Below are 17,178 nucleotides of genomic sequence, written 5' to 3' on the forward strand. Positions count from 1 at the left end.
CGCTCACGCCCGTGCGGGAGAGTCCCGGTCGCTCGCCGTTCGGGACGCCGAAGGAGCAAGYTCTCCCCATAAACTCTCAGGCCCCCAACCGCCGGGTCAGGCAACTCTGGAAAGTGGACGCCGTGGGGTGTCCCGCCGACGGTGAAAGCCGCGTTCCCCGCCCGCAGCTCCCCGGACTGCCGGCGKCGGCGCTGGTGAAGCTCTCAGGTCAATGACAGAGGGGGAGGCCCGCCGCGGCGCCGGCATGATCCGTCGTCGCCCGACCTCCGGAGCAGTCATCATGCCTGACGTCACCCAGTACGACGACACCCCCTATGCCGATGGACCGGCCACGGCTGCCGATGGACCGGCCACGACCGCCACGACCGCCACCATCAGTCCCGCGTCGTCGCACGCGCGGTCGGGGGCGCCGCGACAGGGCAGTGCCGCGGCGGTGGGCAGGAACGGTGCGAGGCGGCTGCCCGCCGCGGCCATCCCGCGGTTCGCCGATCGGCACATCGGCCCGGACCCGTCATCCCAACGGGAGATGCTGGATGCGCTGCGGGTGGAATCACTGGCCGCGCTCACCGACGCGGCCGTCCCGGCAAGCATCCGTGACCATGATCTGGATCTTCCCGCGGCGCTGAGCGAGCCCGCGGTGCTCGCGGCCCTACGCGCGTTCGGTAGCAGGAACCGACCGGTTTCCTCGATGATCGGGCTGGGATTCCATCCCGCGGTGATGCCGGGAGTCATCCAGCGCAACGTCCTGGAGAACCCCGCGTGGTATACGGCGTACACGCCGTACCAGCCGGAGATCTCCCAGGGCCGCCTGGAAGCGTTGCTCAACTTCCAGACGATGATCACTGATTTGACCGGCCTTGCGGTGGCCGGAGCCTCCCTGCTGGACGAGCCGACCGCGGCGGCCGAGGCGATGCAGATCGCGTTTCGGACGGCGAAGGGTTCCCGCGCGACGTTCCTCATCGATGCCGACACCCTCCCGCAGACCGTCTCGGTGGTCGCGACCAGGGCGGAGGCGCTGGGGATCAATGTGGTGGTCGCGGATCTCGCAGCCGGACTCACGGCCGTGGGCCCGGCGCAGCTGGATGCGGCCTTCGGCCTGCTGCTGTCCTATCCCGGGCCGGCGGGCGTCCTGCGGGATGTGCGTGCTGTGATCGCATCGGCGAGGGAGCGCGGCATCGTCGTCACGATCGCCGCCGATCCGCTGGCGCTGACCCTGCTGCGGGCGCCTGGCGACCTCGGCGCGGACATCGCGGTGGGGAGCACGCAGCGGTTCGGACTACCGCTGTCCTTCGGAGGCCCGCACGCCGGCTACCTCGCAGTGCGCAAGGGGCTGGAACGGTCCCTGCCGGGGCGGCTCGTCGGGGTGTCGGTCGATGCGGACGGCGCACCCGCGTACCGGCTCACCCTGCAGACCCGTGAGCAGCACATCCGACGGGAGAAGGCGACGAGCAACATCTGCACGGCCCAGGTGCTGCCCGCGGTACTCGCCTCCATGTACGCGGTCTACCACGGCCCGGAGGGCCTGGCCGGGATCGCGCGTCGCATCCACGGGCACGCGGTGCGCCTCRCCGAAGGCCTGCGCGCCGCCGGTGTGACGGTGGTGCACGACGCGTTCTTCGACACCGTCCTCGCCGCGGTGCCGGGCCGGGCCACCCAGGTGGTTGCGGACGCGTTGGCGCGGGGCGTGAACCTGCGGCTGGTCGACGACGACCACGTGGGTATCTCCTGCAACGAAACGACGGGCCAGGCCGAGCTGGAGGCCGTCCGGTCGGCCTTCGGGGTGGGCCCGGAGGCGACGGCGGGCATCACTTGGACCGGGACCGGGACCGGGACCGAGATCCGGACCGGGGCCTGGACCGGGTCCGTCGCGGCGGCGAACGATCATCTCGTGGCCCGCGCGGACCAGGCGGACCAGGCGGACCAGGCGGACCAAGCGGCGGACGAGCCGGTGGCGCTGCCCGCCGAACTGGTGCGTACGGATCCCTACCTGCAGCATCCGGTGTTCCACGACCATCGGTCGGAGACCGCGATGCTCCGCTATCTGCGTCGACTGTCCGATCTTGATCTGGCTCTTGACCGGGGCATGATCCCCCTGGGGTCGTGCACGATGAAACTCAACGCGACCACTGAGATGGCCGCGGTCACCTGGCCGGAATTCGCTGACATCCATCCATTTGCCCCGTTGGACCAGGCCGCCGGATACCTCGCGATGATTCAGGACCTGGAGCGTTGGCTCGCGCAGATCACCGGATATGCGGGGGTCTCCCTCCAGCCAAATGCCGGCAGCCAGGGTGAGCTCGCCGGGCTGCTCGCCATCCGGGCCTATCACCGCGATCATGCTGTTCCCGGATCCGTGGTGCGAAACATCTGTCTCATTCCCTCCTCGGYGCACGGGACGAATGCGGCGAGCGCCGCGATGGCGGGAATGCGGGTGGTCGTCGTCTCCTGTGACGACGACGGAAACGTCGACCTGAACGATCTGGCCCGCAAGGCCCGCGCGAACGCGGACGCCTTGGCCGCGCTGATGGTCACCTACCCGTCGACCCATGGTGTGTACGAGGAGGRCATCGGGCAGGCGTGCGCGATCGTGCATGAGGCCGGCGGTCTGGTGTACGTCGACGGAGCGAATCTCAACGCTCTGGTGGGGCTCGCCAGGCCGGGGCAGTTCGGGGCCGACGTGAGCCACCTGAACCTGCACAAGACGTTCTGCATCCCGCATGGGGGCGGGGGTCCGGGGGTCGGCCCGGTGGCCGTGGTCGAGAAACTCCTGCCCTATCTGCCGAACCACCCGCTGCGGCCGGAGGCAGGACCGGCCACCGGAGTGGGCCCGATCTCGGGATCCCCGTGGGGCTCGGCCGGAATTCTTATGATTCCGTGGRCCTACATTCGGATGATGGGGGCGGACGGCCTGCGCCGGGCAACCTCGGTGGCCGTCCTGAACGCCAACTACATTGCCCACCGGCTGCATCCGTACTATCCGGTGCTCTACGCGGGCCGGGACGGGCTGGTCGCCCATGAGTGCATTCTGGACCTACGGCCGTTGACGAAGCTGACCGGCGTCACCGTGGACGACGTGGCGAAGCGTCTCATCGACTACGGTTTCCATGCTCCGACCATGTCATTCCCGGTTGCCGGAACACTGATGGTCGAGCCGACGGAGAGTGAGGATCTCGGCGAGATCGATCGTTTCTGCGACGCAATGATCTCCATTCGGGCCGAGGCGGACAAGGTCGGAGACGGTATCTGGCCGCGGACCGACAATCCCCTGCATAATGCTCCGCATACTGCACAGATGGTTACCGCCAACGAATGGTCACACGCTTATCCGCGATCGGTGGCGGCCTATCCCGTCGCTTCGCTGCGGGCCGCCAAGTACTGGCCCCCGGTACGTCGGATCGACGGCGCCTATGGTGATCGCAACCTGGTCTGCACCTGCCCACCGGTGGGATCCTTCGCCGCGGAGCCGGTCGACGAGCAGATTCTCGCCGGAGCCCGCTGAGGACGGGATGCCGGCGCGGCCGCCGTCGATTTTCTCCATCGCGGCGGCGGCCGATGCGAGGTCGAACGGTCTCGCTGGGTAGTCTGCCGCGACTTCTGAACCCTTCCCTTGCGGAAGGGTTCAGAAGTCGAACTCTTTCGTGACGTAAGGATTATCGGTCGAGCGGGGTCGAGCGGGAATGAAGTGGACTTGAAATTCCTGTTACTGGTCTTGACCGTGGATCATGTTCGCCCAATAGTGGTGTACTGACTGTCATAATGGGTCATTCGGCGATGACACTCCRGCAGGTCACCGCTTGAACAACAGGAGGTCGCGGCGGATGGATCCTCGGATGGAAAAGCAGCTGGCAAGGGCCCGGCGGGTGGCGGTCGACATCGGCCTCGGCCCGGCGCTGAAGCTGGTGCGTGACAACGTCGTTCCTACCGCCCGCCRCAATCGCAGCGACGACCGGCATCTGGCGCTGCTGCTGTCCTTCGTCCTCCGGGAGGACTCGAACTGTATCGACGTGGGCGCRCACAAGGGTGACGTTCTGCGGACCATCCTCCGGCACGCCCCGGGAGGCCGGCACGTCGCCTATGAGCYGTTGCCGCACATGGCCGCGGCGTTGACCACCGATTTCCCGGCGGTGGAGGTACGACAGGCCGCGCTCGCCGACCAGCCGGKGGTGCTGCCCTTCACCTACGTCCGCAGCAGGCCCGCCTACAGCGGGCTGCGTGATCGGGTGCCCGACAGTGAGGACGTCGAACGGATCGAGGTGGCCGTCGAGACGCTGGACGACGCGATGCCGGCCGACTACCGGCCAACCTTGATCAAGGTTGACGTCGAGGGGGCCGAGTACGGGGTGTTCAAGGGCGGCCAGAAGTTGATCGGCTCCAGCCGGCCGCATCTCGTCTTCGAGTTCGGTGCCGGTGCCCGGGACTACGGTACGACGGCCGACGAGATGTACACGCTCGTCGACAATGATCTCGGACTGCGCATCTTCGATCTGGACGGCGACGGTCCTTACACGTTGCCCATGTTCCGGACGACCTTCGCGTCGGGGGCGCACTTCAACTTCGTCGCCCACCCCTGACCCGCGTCGCGGAAACGTCCGCGACGGCGGTCGTCGGCCTGACTTGCCGATCATCGGCTCGTAGTGGTCCGGGCGAAGCTCGCCCTTCGTGACCGCGCCAGTCGAGATCCGTCCGGACGGGGCGAATCCCGCACAATGATCGGACAAATGATCGGACAATAGTGCCCATCGGGCTTCAAATGTTCCTGTACGAAGAGCAACCATTCGATACGGTTTCGGTAGGTCGCGGCGTCCGACCCGTCGAAACCAGACGGGTGGGCTCAGTGGCGCTGTAGGTGCCGTGAGCGGCAACGGAATGCCGCAAGGCACCACAGGCGTACGTGGCCGGTACGCGTACCACCCGTACGTCCACACTGAGAGGCTGCTCATGGCCCGGTCCCTCCGKGGCGGCTGTTCACCGCCAGCCGGTCCTGCACGGTCGACAGGTTCGATTCCCTCGGTCAACCCGACAACGAACGCCCATCAACGGCATCACGTTCAGCTGGACGACKCACCGGCCCGGACCTCCCGGTGGACCCCGGCGCCGCTGCCACGTCCGCTGTCMCGCACGGATCCCGCGTCGCGAACCGAGGGGTGATGCCGGCTCCATCGTGGCGGCGCGCTTGGCGTAGCCACGTCTGGCTTGTCTATCTCTGTCTCGGTCTGATCGCCATCCTCGTCTACGGCCAGTTTCCCACGACCGGCGGCCCACGTGCCGTCCGGCTGGTCATCTACCTCTGCCTCAGCGCCTCGGCCGCGGGGGCCGTGTTCCTCGGCCTGCGACGCCAGGAGTTGGCCGACCGACGTCCCTGGCTGCTGATCGGAATCAGCCAGGTGATGTACGCCATAGGCGATGGTGCCTTCTACATCTTTCACTATGTGCTTGACATCACAGAGTATCCGGCCTTGCCGGATGTGTTATATCTGGGCCACTATCCGCTGTTCGTCGTCGGTCTCGTTCTGCTGACCCGGCGACGGACCCAGGAACGGGACATCGCCGGCCTGCTCGACGGATCGATGTTCCTGCTCGCGGCGGTTCTGTTGTCCTGGCTCTACCTGATCGCGCCGCAGGTGCGTGCGGACCATGATCTGTTCGTCGGCGTCACCTCGGTGGCCTATCCGGCGATGGATCTGGCGCTGYTGGGGGTGGCCATCCGTCTCGTGCTGGGGCACGGGAGCCGCCCACCCGCCTTCTTCCTGTTGGCGGGCAATCTGCTCGCCAACCTGACCGCCGACACCATCTACGTCGTGCAGCAGACGAACGGGACCTTCGAGGTCGGCAACTACCTCGACGCGATCTGGTTGACAGGCAACCTCGCCCTCGGCGCCGCCGGGTTGCATCCGACCATGGTCGACCTCACGCGGCCGGCGTCCCCGCGTGCGCAGGCGCGCAGCGGCCGGCGCCTGGTGGCACTGTCGAGTGCCGGGCTGGTGGCTCCGACCGTGCTGGCCGTGCAGGTGATCCGTGGTGATCTACGGGATCTGCTGGTCGCCGTGGCCGTAAGTGCGATCATGATGATTCTGATCATCGTTCGGATGGCGGGCCTGGAGGCCGACCAGCGGCGTCTGGCGATCACGGACGGGCTGACCGGCCTGCKTACCCGCCGCTATCTGGAGACCGAGATGAGGTTGGCGGCCGGTCGGGTACGACGCACCGGATCCGGAATGGGGCTGATCCTCGTTGACGTCGACCACTTCAAGTCGGTGAACGACCGATTCGGCCATCCGGCTGGTGATCAGGTGTTGACGGAGGTGGCTCGGCGACTGCTGGTCGTGACCCGTCCCGGTGACGTCGTCGCCCGTTACGGGGGTGAGGAGTTCGCGCTGCTCACGCTGAATGTCCGGGGAGACGCCCTCGCCGATATCGCCGAACGTCTGCGCCGCGGCGTCGGACGAGAACCCGTCCGGATCGTCCTGCCCGCGCCGCGAGTTCCGGATCCGCCGGYCCGCACGGGGGAGTCCGGGGCTGCGGGGTCTGCGGAGCCGACGAGGGCGCGCGGCCAGGCCCGGTCGGGTGCCGGTGTCCGGGGAGACACCGGCGAGGAGTCGCTGCTGATCGCTGTGACGGTCTCGGTCGGAGCGGCGGCCCTCCCCGATCACGCGGACGACACCTTCGCGCTCGTCGCAGCCGCGGATCGCGCGCTGTACGCCGCCAAGGCCGCGGGACGGGACCGGGTCGCGGTCGGCTCCGCCAGACCGGGCCATGACGTCGGTGGGCATGACGTCGGTGGGCATGACGTCGGTGGGCATGACGTCGGTGGGCATGACGTCGGTGGGCATGACGTCGGTGGGCATGACGTCGGTGGGCATGACGTCGGTGGGCATGACGTCGGCGAGAGGGTTGGTTCGAGTAGACAGCCCCCAGCCCCGGATGCCGTATCCGCCGTGGTGTCCCGGCGTACGCGATGGTGAGCGCGGCCACGGCGGCGGGCAGGTCGGCGAGCGCCGCCCGATCGTCCGTCCTCGGGATGGTCCGGCCGCGCGCCGGTCTTCCTTCCATGGCCATGATCGAAAGAGAGTAGGACGCCGTGAGCGATTCTGCCCATCCGGTGGCATCGGCGGGCCGTGTGGGGGTAGTTCTTTCGGATCGGTCCTGGAGTAACCGTTCCGGGCGCTTGGTCGGGTACTCTCCGTGGCACGGCGGGGTCATGCGCCGTGCTGGTGCGGCGCCGAGTGTTCGCTCCTTGTCCCAGAAGCGGTGGTTGTTCCCCCTCGAGAAAGATGGGGAGTGACGGACACGGTCGTAAGACCGATACTTTGACGCTCCAGCACCTGCATGTGGCGGACCGATCGTTCCCGGGTGGTCGAGAGGCGGAAGCGGTGAACCGGAACACGCGGGGAGGTACCGGCTACGACTCGGGCGGATGAGGCGTTGTGAACGGAGGTACGCAATCATGCGGTCCGGGGTGGCCGGGGGATTCCCTACCCAGCCCGTCTGATACCGCCGGCAATGCCGCACCAGATCCCCATCTGGACGTCATCACCGGTACGGGCTGTCCGTACCGAAGAAAGGTCACGAGAGAGGGGCGTCCGTGCGAACGCTCGAACCCACCAGCCTCGACCTCGACTCAATCGAGGTCGACAAACTCGCCAAGGGCATCACTCTGAGTCTGCTCATCCCGGCCCGTGGCCCGGAGGCGGCTCGAACTCTCGGCGACATCATCGCACTCAACCGGCAACGCTGGATGCAGGAGCGTAGCGTGCTGGACGAGATCGGCGTGGTTGTCGACCCGTCGTCGGACGGGGACGAACATGGCCTGATGCGCATCGCGACCGACGCGGGCGCCAGCTGGGTCGTGCGTGGGGAGTCGGTCCTGCAGCGTCACGCGGGCCGAGAGGCCACCACGACCGGCGGCAAGGCGGGTGCGATGCGTAGTCTCGCCTATCTTGCGTTCGGGAGTCGGCTCATCTTCCATGACGCCGATCTGGAAAGCTATGATCCATATACAGTGGGTGTCCTGGCTGCCGCCGCGACTGCCGATAACGCCCCGCTTTTCGTCAACGGAAGTTCGCGTAGAGTGACTGGCGACGGGCAGCCCGGGGGGCGAACCACCGAGATGYTGCGGTCGCTGTTGTCGAAACAGCTCGCCAGGTATGTGCCRTCCATCACTCGGACAATCCAGYCGCTGATCGGGGAGTTCGTCATCGACGCGGACGTCTTCGCGGCGCTGGCGTTCTCGCGGGGGTACGGCGTCGAGACGTCACTGAAGGTTCTGGCTCTCGATCTGCTCGACTACTCCGATAGTCTCCAGGTCGAACTACCGATCAAGTATCAGGTCGGCCAGCACTACCACAGCCTGGTCAAACAGTTCCATGAGATTAGTTTCACAATCGATGTCCTGGAGGCGTACTTTCAGCGTCGGCGGGTCGACCCGCACGTCGCCATCTGGCAGATCGCCGACAACTACGACCTGCTTTTCCCGGGTCGTACGTATGCGTTGCACCGGCCGCCGGGCTACGACGACACCGACTTCGTTCCGCGGCTCGGCTTCTACCAGCCGTTGGCCACGGCACCGGCTTATCAGGCGCGGTTGCCGGAGATCAAGAGTACCCGTCGGGTCGCGCTCGACGCACTGGGGCGGCGAATGCGGACCTCGGCCTGACCGTCCGGCGGCCGGTCGCCGGGCAGCTGAACCGCTGCCCGGCGACCACCGGACCGTCAATCACCGGACCGACTGGCCGGCACCGGGTGGTCACTTCGCGACCGGTCGGCCGGCCGGCGGGACGGGCATCACCGTGGCGAGGTTGTACCCGCCTCGCCACACGCGGATGATCGCGTCCGCCATCTGCCGGTCGAACAGTTCGTCGATGTCGTCAAGGGCGGGGGGGAGGTGCCCGAACATCTCCAAGGAGATGAAGCCGTGYAACTGGGTCCAGACGGCCAGGCACACGGCGAGTCCGGCGGCGTCGATCGCGACGTCGTGGTCGCGTCCCCAGGCTTGCAGGCTGGCGCGCATCGGCGGGGTGAGCTGGGCGTCCACCGCGGCGGTGTCGATCATGCCGGCCCCGGTCGACTCGCTCATGCAGCGGAACAGCACCGCGACCGCGCGGTGCAGCTGTGTGATCATCCGGTCGTTGGTCGACGTGGCACAGGGAATGCCGGGACCGAAGATCAGTCCGTATTCCGTCGGGTGGTCCAGGGCCCAGCGGCGCTGCGCGCGGGCGACCTGGAGCCAGCGTCGTAGGTKGTCATGCGGATCGGCCGCGTCGAAGGYCGCCTCCAGGGCCTCCGCCAGCGAGGCGAACCCGTCCGCGACCAGTTCGGCCAGCAGGATCTCCCGGCTGTCCACGTAGCGGTACAGGGCCGATGGGGCCATGCCCATCACCCGGGCGACCCCCCGTAGGGAGAGCGCAGCCGGGCCACGCTCGGCCAGCTGGGCGCGCGCGGTCTGTTTGATCTCGTCGAGAGTGGCCTGCCGCAGTCGTTCGCGACGGGRAACCGGACTGCTCACCACGGTCATGGTGGGTCTCGACGAGAACGCTGTCAACTTTGCGAACGGATGCGTCTTGACACGAGCAGCGATCGCGAACACTGTTCTCTTCAGCATCGCCTGCTCTTCGGAGGGTTCCGTGTTTACTCCGCTCGTGACGCGCCGCCCGCGTCTGGTCCTCGTCCTTACGCTCCTCGTGCTGCTCGGCGCCGGTGGGCTCGCGGGCGGTGCCTTCGGCAAACTCCAGACGGGGGGGTTCGACGATCCAGCGTCGGACTCCTCCCGAGCCGAGGACGTCCTGGACGCCCGCTTCCACGGCCGCCCGAACCTCCTCCTGTTGGTGACCGCCCGGGCGGGCGATGTCGACGACGCGGCGGTCGTCGCCGCGGGGAAGGAGGTTGCGGCCGATCTCGCCGCCCAGGCCGGGGCGAGGGACGTCGTGTCCTACTGGACGGGGGGCGGTCCGGCGCTGCGCTCGCGGGACGGTCGGCAGGCGCTCGTCGTCGCCAGTGTCCAGGACGATGACCAGGCCGCCGACATCGTTGATCATTATGGGTCGTGGGCGGACGCGCCGGGGGCGGTGACGGTCCGACCGGGTGGGGCCGCGACGGTCGGGGAGGACATCAGCGGACACGTCTCGGCCGACCTCGCCGCCGCCGAGTCGTTCGCCATTCCCATCACGTTGGCGTTGCTGGTCATCGCGTTCGCGGGCGTGGTCGCCGCCCTGCTGCCGCTGGGTATCGGGCTGCTCGGCATGCTGGGTGGCTTCGCCGCGCTTTCGGTGATCGGTGAGCTTACCGACGTGTCGATCTTCGCGGTGAACCTGGYGACGGCCCTCGGCCTGGGGCTGGGCATCGACTACTCGTTGCTGATGGTCAGCCGGTTCCGGGAGGAACTGGCGGCGGGTCGGGACCGCGCCACCGCGGTGGAGGGGACGGTCCGCTCGGCCGGCCGGACGATCCTGTTCAGTGKGGCGACGGTGATCGTGGCATTGGCCGTGATGCTCGTCTTCCCGCCGTTCTTCCTGAAGTCGATGAGCTACGCCGGGATCTCGGTGACCCTCGTCGCGATGCTGGCCGCCGTCGTGGCCCTGCCGGCGCTGCTGATGGTGCTCGGCGAGCGGGTCAACGCCTGGGGGATCGGCGGTCTGCTCGGGCTCGTGCGGCGTCGCCGCGCCGGTCGTGCCCGGGGCGGCGAGGCGATCGGGCCCGCGGGCGCGGCGGGGTCGGCGCCGGTCGGGTCGGCGCCGGTCGTGGTGCGGGAGGCGGCCGACTCGCCGTTCTGGCGTCAGGTCGCCGGCACCGTGATGCGCCACCCCGTGCTCACCGGCCTGCCGGTGATCGCGGTTCTGCTCGTCCTCGGGGCGCCCTTTCTGCACGTGAACTTCGGCACCCCGGACGACCGGGTGCTGAAGCCGGGCTCGGCGGACAGCCGGATCGTCGGTGACGCCCTGCGGGGCGCGTTCGCCGCCGACATCGGCGGCGCGCTCGACGTCGTCGTCCAAGCCACCGGGCCGGGCATGATCGACCGGTCCGCGCTCGCCTCCTACGCGACCGCGCTGTCCGAACTGCCGGACGTGGCCCGGGTCGACAGCGCCCTCGGGTCCCACATCGACGGGCGCCGGGTCGTACCGCCCGGTCCGGCCAGCCGCCGGTTCGCGATCGCCGGAGCGGATTCCCTCCAGGTCGTACCTGCGGTGGACTATGCGTCGGACCATGCGCAGGCCCTCGTCCGGGCCGCGCGTGCGGTGCCGGCGCCCGTGGGGACCAGCGTGCTGATCGGTGGCGCATCCGCCGTCCTGGTAGACGGCAAGACCACGATCGCCGACCGTCTCCCGGTCGCCCTCGGGCTGATCGCGCWGGCGACCTTCGTGCTGCTGTTCCTGTTCACCGGCAGCGTGCTGCTACCGGTGAAGGCCATCGTGCTCAACGGGCTGGCGATKTGCGCCGTGTTCGGCGCCTCAGTGTGGATCTTCAGTGACGGCCACCTGTCCGGGTTCCTCGACTTCACCCCAGGCCCGCTGGACACCTCCATGCCGGTCCTGCTCTTCTGTATCGCCTTCGGGCTCTCGATGGACTACGAGGTCTTCCTGCTCTCCCGGATCAAGGAGGCGCACGACGCCGGCGCGCCCAACACCGAGGCGGTCGCCACCGGGCTCGCCCGGGTCGGGCGGATCGTCAGCACCGCCGCCGCGCTGCTCGCCGTCACCTTCGTCGCGTTCGGTACCTCGTCGGTCCGGTTCATCCAGATGTTCGGGATCGCCACCGCGCTCGCGATCGTGCTCGATGCCACCCTCATCCGCGGGGTGCTGGTCCCCGCCTTCATGCGGGTGGCCGGCGACTACAACTGGTGGGCCCCTGGCCCCTTGCGGACTTTGTATCGGCGGTTCGGACTACGCGAATACTCCGTCCCGGAGCAGGGCGGGGTCAGAACCGTTCAAAGCCGCGCCGGCGCTCCCAGTCGGTGACGGTCCGCTCGTAGCCGGCGAGCTCGACTTCGGCCGCATGGGCCAGATGGGCGACGACCCGATCACCGAAGGCGGCCCGGGCCACCGCACTGGCGCGCCATCGGTCCACCGCCTCCCGCAACGTCGCGGGCAGCCGTGGCACGTCCGGCATGGTGAAGGCGTTGCCCACCCGTCCGGGTTCGAGCGGGAGACGGTGCTCGATGCCGTAACGGCCGGCCGCGATCATCCCGGCGACGGCGAGGTAGGGATTCGCGTCACCGCCCGGCACCCGATGTTCGACGCGCAGGCCCGGCCCGTCGCCGACCACCCGTATGGCGCAGGTCCGGTTGTCCCGTCCCCAGCTGACTCCGGTCGGAGCGAATGAGCCCGGTGCCAGGCGCTTGTACGAGTTCACGTTGGGCGCGTACAGCAACGCGAAATCGGCCATGYAGGCGAGYTRCCCGGCCACGAACGAGCACATCAGCGCGGACATCCCGGCGATGTCGTCGCGAGAGCCGGGGGGTGGGAAACCGGGGGGTGCGATGCCCGGTGGGGCCAAGCCGGGGTGCCGGACGAGCGCCCCCTCACCTTCGGGGGACGGCGCGAACACACACGCCCCGTCCGTCCCGCGCAGGGACAGATGAACATGGCAGGAGTTCCCCTCGCCCTCGTCGTACTTCGCCATGAAGGTCAGGGCCTGCCCGCCCGCCGCGGCGATTTTCTTGGCGGCGGTCTTGTAGAGGGTGTGGTTGTCGCAGGCCTGCATCGCATCGGYATACCGGAACACGATCTCGAACTGTCCCGGATGGACCTCCCCGCGCGCGGACTCGACCGCCACCCCGATGCCGGCCATCGCCCGCCGGAGGCGTCGGACCAGATCGTCCAGGCCTTCCGTGCCGGAAAGCGCGTAGTCGATGTTGTAACGGCTGGCCGGGGTGAGATCGGTATAGGAGCGCCGCGCAGCTCGACGGTAGGACTCGCGGAAGACCAGGAACTCCAGCTCCGTCCCGGCGAAGGCGGTCAGACCGGAGGCTGCGAGCGCGTCGAGCTGTCGACGCAGYACGGCACGGGGAGCGACGCCCACCGGGGACCCGTCCGGCCAGAACGCGTCCGCGAACACCACCGCGTCGGACGGATGCCAGGGTGCGCGGCGCAACGTGGTGAGGTCGGRCTGGAGCCGTAGATCACCGAAGCCGTCGTACCAGGGCGAGTGGGGGTAGCCTCCGTCGGTCTTCATGTCGACGTCGACGGCGTGCAGGTAGGTGCAGGCGCCGAGGCCATCGGCGAGCACCGGTCCGGTGAAGTGCTCCGGGGACACGGCGCTGCCGACGAGCCGGCCCTGCAGGTCGACGGTGGCGACGATGATCTCCTCGACCGGTTCGGCTCCGGCCAGCAGGTCACGCAGCACTCCCCGGCCGGCCGCGTTCTCCCCGAGCGCCTGATCGGACGATGACCCGGGGCCGATCGGGCGGGGCTGGACCCGCGGTGCGGGCCGCCCGATCGGCTCAGGTGGCTCAAGCGGGTCCGGGGGGTCGGGACGGGCCGGAACCTGGGCCGATGGCGGGGTCGGAACCGGCGACGATGTCATGCGTTCTCCGTTCATGCCGTAGGCGGCGCCGGTTCCGTCGGGGCTGCCGGTCGCGCCGGGCCCGTCGTGAGGGTGGACACATCGTGCAGTGGGTTCGCGACCTCRCCGTGTATCAGGTCGAAGCCTCCGTCCCGGTCGGCGCGATCGTGGAACCCGGCGCCCGCGAACTGCTCGCGGTTCAGGCAGACCCGACCGAACGCCGGCCCGAGGAGATCGATCGAGGCGAACCGCTCCCGCAGGGCCGGGAACCTCGCGTGGTACTGGTCGACCGTCGCCCGCACGAGCCGCCAGAACTGGTTCTCGTCCACATCGAGATGATCCGCCACGAGCACCGCGAAGAAGCGGAAGTGCCCGGYGAACACCGCCGAGAGCAGGGAGTKGGCCAGGACCGGGCCGGGCCACCGCCGGCAGTGCTCGACCGCCTCCGGTGGCATCCCCCGCCGCTCGGGGAACTCGCCGGACACCAGTTCGATGTCCGCGCCGAAGTCCTTCACGGCTATGCGGCGGGGCATCTCCTCGGCATCGAAGATGCACAGGACGTTCTCGCCGTGCGGCGTGAAGGCCACGCCGTACCGGTACAGGTAGTGCAGCAGCGGCGGCAGGAGAGCGGCGAACAGCGCGGCGAGCCAGTCGTGCGCCGGCCGGCCCGAGCGGGCCACGAGCTCGGCGACGACTGCCCGACCGTCGGAGCCGACCGCCAGCAGGGACGCGAGGCTGCGCGCCCGCTCCCCGCCGTCGAGAAACCGCTCCACCGGATCACGCCAGAGCACGCCGAGTAGTTCGTGGAGGCGGTAGGGCGCGTCGGGGACGGCGTCGTAGGCCGGGTGCCGGACGGTGGCGCCGGCGACCTCCGGAAGCGGGAGAACCCGGGTCACGTCGCGCAGGAAGGGATCCGCGTCGCGAAGCCCGAGCAGCCAGCTCGACATCGCCGGCCCGGCGATGGCATCAGCCGCCGACATCCCTCGCCACACCAGCGTGTTACGGATCATCAGCGCGAGCTTGACGTTCCGCCGGTCCGGCCGGTCGACGTTGGCGAGGGTGCGCACCGCCTGCAGGGGCAGGTACCGGTCCGGTGCTTCGCCCAGCGGTACCAGCAGGCCGGTGGCGATCTCGGCCGCATAGAGCGGCACGATTACGTTCTCCCACTGCCACGGGTGGACGGGTAGCCAGACATAGTCGGCGATCGTCGTACCGGCGGGTGGTCCGGCGGGTGGGGCGGAGAGGGGCGCGGGGCCCGGCCGGCGTGGCTCGTCCGGCAGGGCGCCGCGGAGCACATCGGTGAAGTGGGCGCGGGTCTGCTCGTCGAGTTCCGTGGTGAGCAGGTCGGGCACGGTCGGCGCGCCCTGGCCAGAAAGGTCGATGGCCTTGGGGGCGATGGCGCTGTACCGCCCGATCGCGCGGTGTGCGGCCACCCATCGCAGTCGGAAGGGCCGGCGCGCCTCGGGGGCGTAGACGGCCGCGGCCGCGCCGAAACCGAGCCGTCCCTTGTTCGCGACGAGACAGGGATGGCCGGTCTGGTACCCATCGAGCGCGACGAACGGCAGATCGGCGAGATCCACCGCGGGAATCGCCGTTCCGAGCAGATGATGATCGGCTGCCTGGGTGGCGAGCAGATCGCGTACCACGTCGGCGAGGACCGGATCGGACCAGCCGAGCAGGACCTGCATGTCCTGGAGAAAGCGGATCGGGTCGTCCGCCGGTGCGGTGCCCGGAACGGTCGGTGCGGTGCCCGGTTCGGGGGGGCTGCCGTCCGGGCCGGGCGGCGTAACCGAGCGGGTCAGCGTGGCGGCATCGATCCACCAGGACCCGAATGTGCCACGTCGGGCGGTGAAAGCGTATGTGACGCCCCCGGCTCGGAGCCGGTAACCCTGGATGGGACCCCGTCCGATCGGGGGGTGCCTGCGCCCGTCCGGGGTCACGCCGCGCACSGCGGGATCGCTCGTCCGTGCCGGTGCAGTGGGTGGCGGCCCGCCCGGGGAGCCCGCCGGCCCGGCCGCGGCATCCGCTGGCTCGTCGGGTTGCGGACTGAGTAGCTCCTCGTAGGCCATTTCGGCGATGAGCTTGGCCAGCAGGGCACGGCCGGCCTGCCGCCATCGGTCCGCCGACCCGGTCCGCCCCGGGGACGGTGCCGCGGGCGGTGGCGCGGACCATGACGTGGTCAACGCCCGGCCGTCCCGGCCGTCTTGGTCGGGGCCGGATCGCGCGGCCGTACGCGCCGCTCGCCTAAGGCCTGGCCGTTCCCGTCAGGCTGGCCCGACCGGGTGGGGACCCCGAAGGTCGTGAACGCCGACGGCGACGGCAGCCGGTAGGCGTCGCCGCCGGTCAGGTCGTCGAGGATGACCGCGGCGCGCCAGGCACCGAGGCCGAGGTCGGGCGTCACGACGCCGTGCGTGTGCAGCTCCGCGTTCTGGACGTAGACACGGCCGGTCAGACCGGCGTCGGTCGCCACCCGGTACCGGGCGTCGACGCGGAAGCGGCCCCTGTCGTCGACGTCGATCAGTCCGGCCATGGGATCGAGCAGGGTCGGCCGGCGGGCGGCGTATCCGGTCGCAAGCACCACCGCGTCGGTGTGGACGGGAAAGGCGCGGTTCTGATCGCGGTGGCGGCAGCCGAGAGTGATSTCACCGCCCCGGTCCCGCTGCGAGGCCGTCTCCACGACGACGCCCGGCAGCAGCGTCGCCGCCACGTCCGCCCCGCCGATCGTCCGTTCGTACAGCAGGTCGTAGATCTCCGCGATGGTGTCCGCGTCRATCCCCTTGTAGAGCTGCCACTGAGCCGGAACGAGCGTGTCCTTGGTCGTCTGCTCCAGACCGTGGAAATAGCGGACGAAGTCGGGGGTGAACTGTTCGAGGCCGAGTTTGGAGTACTCCATCGGTGCGAAGGCGGGGGTGCGGGTGATCCAGGTCAGCTGATGGCCGGTCACCGGTTGTGCGCGGAGCAGATCCGCGAACACCTCCGCCCCGGACTGTCCGGAGCCGACCACCGTGACCCGGGAAAGYCCCGCCAGCGCGGAACGCCGCTGCTGGTACTCGGCCGCATGGAAGGCCCGCCCGTTCGGCATCCCCGCGAAGGCCAGCGGCATGATCGGTTCGGTTCCGATCCCGAGGACCAGGTGCCGAGCGGTCACCACCCGTGTCGGGGACGCKCCGGACTGCCCTGCCTGATCGGACCGGTGGGGCTGGACGATCGTCACTTGGAACAGGCGGGTGTCGGGATCCCAGCGGACCGCCTCGACACGGGTGCCGAAGTGGGTGGAGTCGAGACCGTCGGCGACCCACCGGCAGTAGTCGTCATACTCCCGGCGGGGGATGTGGAACCGTTCGTAGAGATAGAAGCGGAAGAGCCGGTCATGCTCGCGCAGGTACGCCAGGAAGGACCATCTGCTGGTCGGGTCGATCAGGGTGACGAGATCGGCGAGGAACGGCACCTGCAGGGTCGTACCTTCCAACAGCAGGCCGGGATGCCAGCTGAAGGCCGGCGCCTGGTCGAAGAAGACGGCCCGCAGGCCGGGYAGCCCGTCGGCCAGGGCCGCAAGCGACAGGTTGAACGGCCCCAACCCGACCCCGACCACGTCGTAGGGCGGTTCGCCCCCCGCCGGCAGACCCGCGAACGCCGATCCGTCGTCGACGGTACGCGGGCGCTCGCCGCGAGCTGTGGACGGGG

The 17,178-nt window shown here is 69.3% G+C and carries 9 protein-coding genes and 2 riboswitches; of the genes, 5 read left to right on the forward strand and 4 right to left on the reverse strand.

The window, feature by feature from the left end:
• Positions 1-3 precede the first annotated feature (3 nt).
• Positions 4-101, forward strand: a riboswitch (glycine riboswitch).
• Positions 102-225: riboswitch (glycine riboswitch) on the forward strand.
• 55 nt (positions 226-280) lie between these two features.
• The 4 genes from gcvPB (at position 281) to CcI156_RS13960 (ending at position 8,653) form a co-directional block, all read left to right on the forward strand.
• Positions 281-3,499: an aminomethyl-transferring glycine dehydrogenase subunit GcvPB gene (gcvPB, locus tag CcI156_RS13945; RefSeq protein ID WP_083718533.1), complete on the forward strand. Its 3,219-nt coding sequence runs from the start codon at positions 281-283 to the stop codon at positions 3,497-3,499.
• A gap of 331 nt (positions 3,500-3,830) precedes the next feature.
• Complete coding sequence (locus tag CcI156_RS13950) at positions 3,831-4,571, forward strand: FkbM family methyltransferase (protein WP_254847421.1); 741 nt, start codon at positions 3,831-3,833, stop codon at positions 4,569-4,571.
• A 576-nt stretch (positions 4,572-5,147) separates the two neighbouring features.
• A complete protein-coding gene (locus CcI156_RS13955; RefSeq protein ID WP_139341506.1) occupies positions 5,148-6,962 on the forward strand; it encodes a GGDEF domain-containing protein in 1,815 nt (604 codons plus the stop codon).
• Positions 6,963-7,582: 620 nt separating this feature from the next.
• Positions 7,583-8,653 carry a hypothetical protein gene (locus CcI156_RS13960; protein WP_076806114.1) on the forward strand — a complete coding sequence of 357 codons (1,071 nt, stop codon included), beginning with the start codon at positions 7,583-7,585 and terminating at the stop codon, positions 8,651-8,653.
• A gap of 90 nt (positions 8,654-8,743) precedes the next feature.
• Here CcI156_RS13960 and CcI156_RS13965 read toward each other — a convergent pair whose 3' ends face one another.
• Entirely contained in the window at positions 8,744-9,511 is a 768-nt protein-coding gene (locus CcI156_RS13965; protein ID WP_076806117.1) for a TetR/AcrR family transcriptional regulator, read from the reverse strand.
• Positions 9,512-9,620: 109 nt separating this feature from the next.
• Between CcI156_RS13965 and CcI156_RS13970 the strand changes: the two genes are divergently transcribed.
• Positions 9,621-11,948, forward strand: coding sequence for an MMPL family transporter (locus CcI156_RS13970; RefSeq protein ID WP_076806185.1), 2,328 nt, complete (start codon positions 9,621-9,623; stop codon positions 11,946-11,948).
• On the opposite strand, the gene CcI156_RS13975 is transcribed toward CcI156_RS13970, so the two are convergent.
• Genes CcI156_RS13975 through CcI156_RS13985 form a run of 3 tightly spaced genes read right to left on the reverse strand, consistent with a single transcriptional unit; the run spans position 11,908 to position 17,116 of the window.
• A complete protein-coding gene (locus CcI156_RS13975) occupies positions 11,908-13,515 on the reverse strand; it encodes a glutamine synthetase family protein (RefSeq protein ID WP_254847422.1) in 1,608 nt (535 codons plus the stop codon). The two genes, CcI156_RS13970 and CcI156_RS13975, sit on opposite strands and share 41 nt — an antisense overlap.
• An 11-nt stretch (positions 13,516-13,526) precedes the next feature.
• On the reverse strand, positions 13,527-15,677 hold the full coding sequence (locus tag CcI156_RS13980) for an IucA/IucC family siderophore biosynthesis protein (protein WP_076806119.1): 2,151 nt from the start codon (positions 15,675-15,677) through the stop codon (positions 13,527-13,529).
• Complete coding sequence (locus tag CcI156_RS13985; RefSeq protein WP_083718539.1) at positions 15,674-17,116, reverse strand: lysine N(6)-hydroxylase/L-ornithine N(5)-oxygenase family protein; 1,443 nt, start codon at positions 17,114-17,116, stop codon at positions 15,674-15,676. Before CcI156_RS13985 ends, CcI156_RS13980 begins: the two co-directional genes overlap by 4 nt.
• Positions 17,117-17,178: the final 62 nt, after the last annotated feature.

This window comes from Frankia sp. CcI156, from assembly GCF_001983015.1.
Taxonomy (GTDB): domain Bacteria; phylum Actinomycetota; class Actinomycetes; order Frankiales; family Frankiaceae; genus Frankia; species Frankia casuarinae.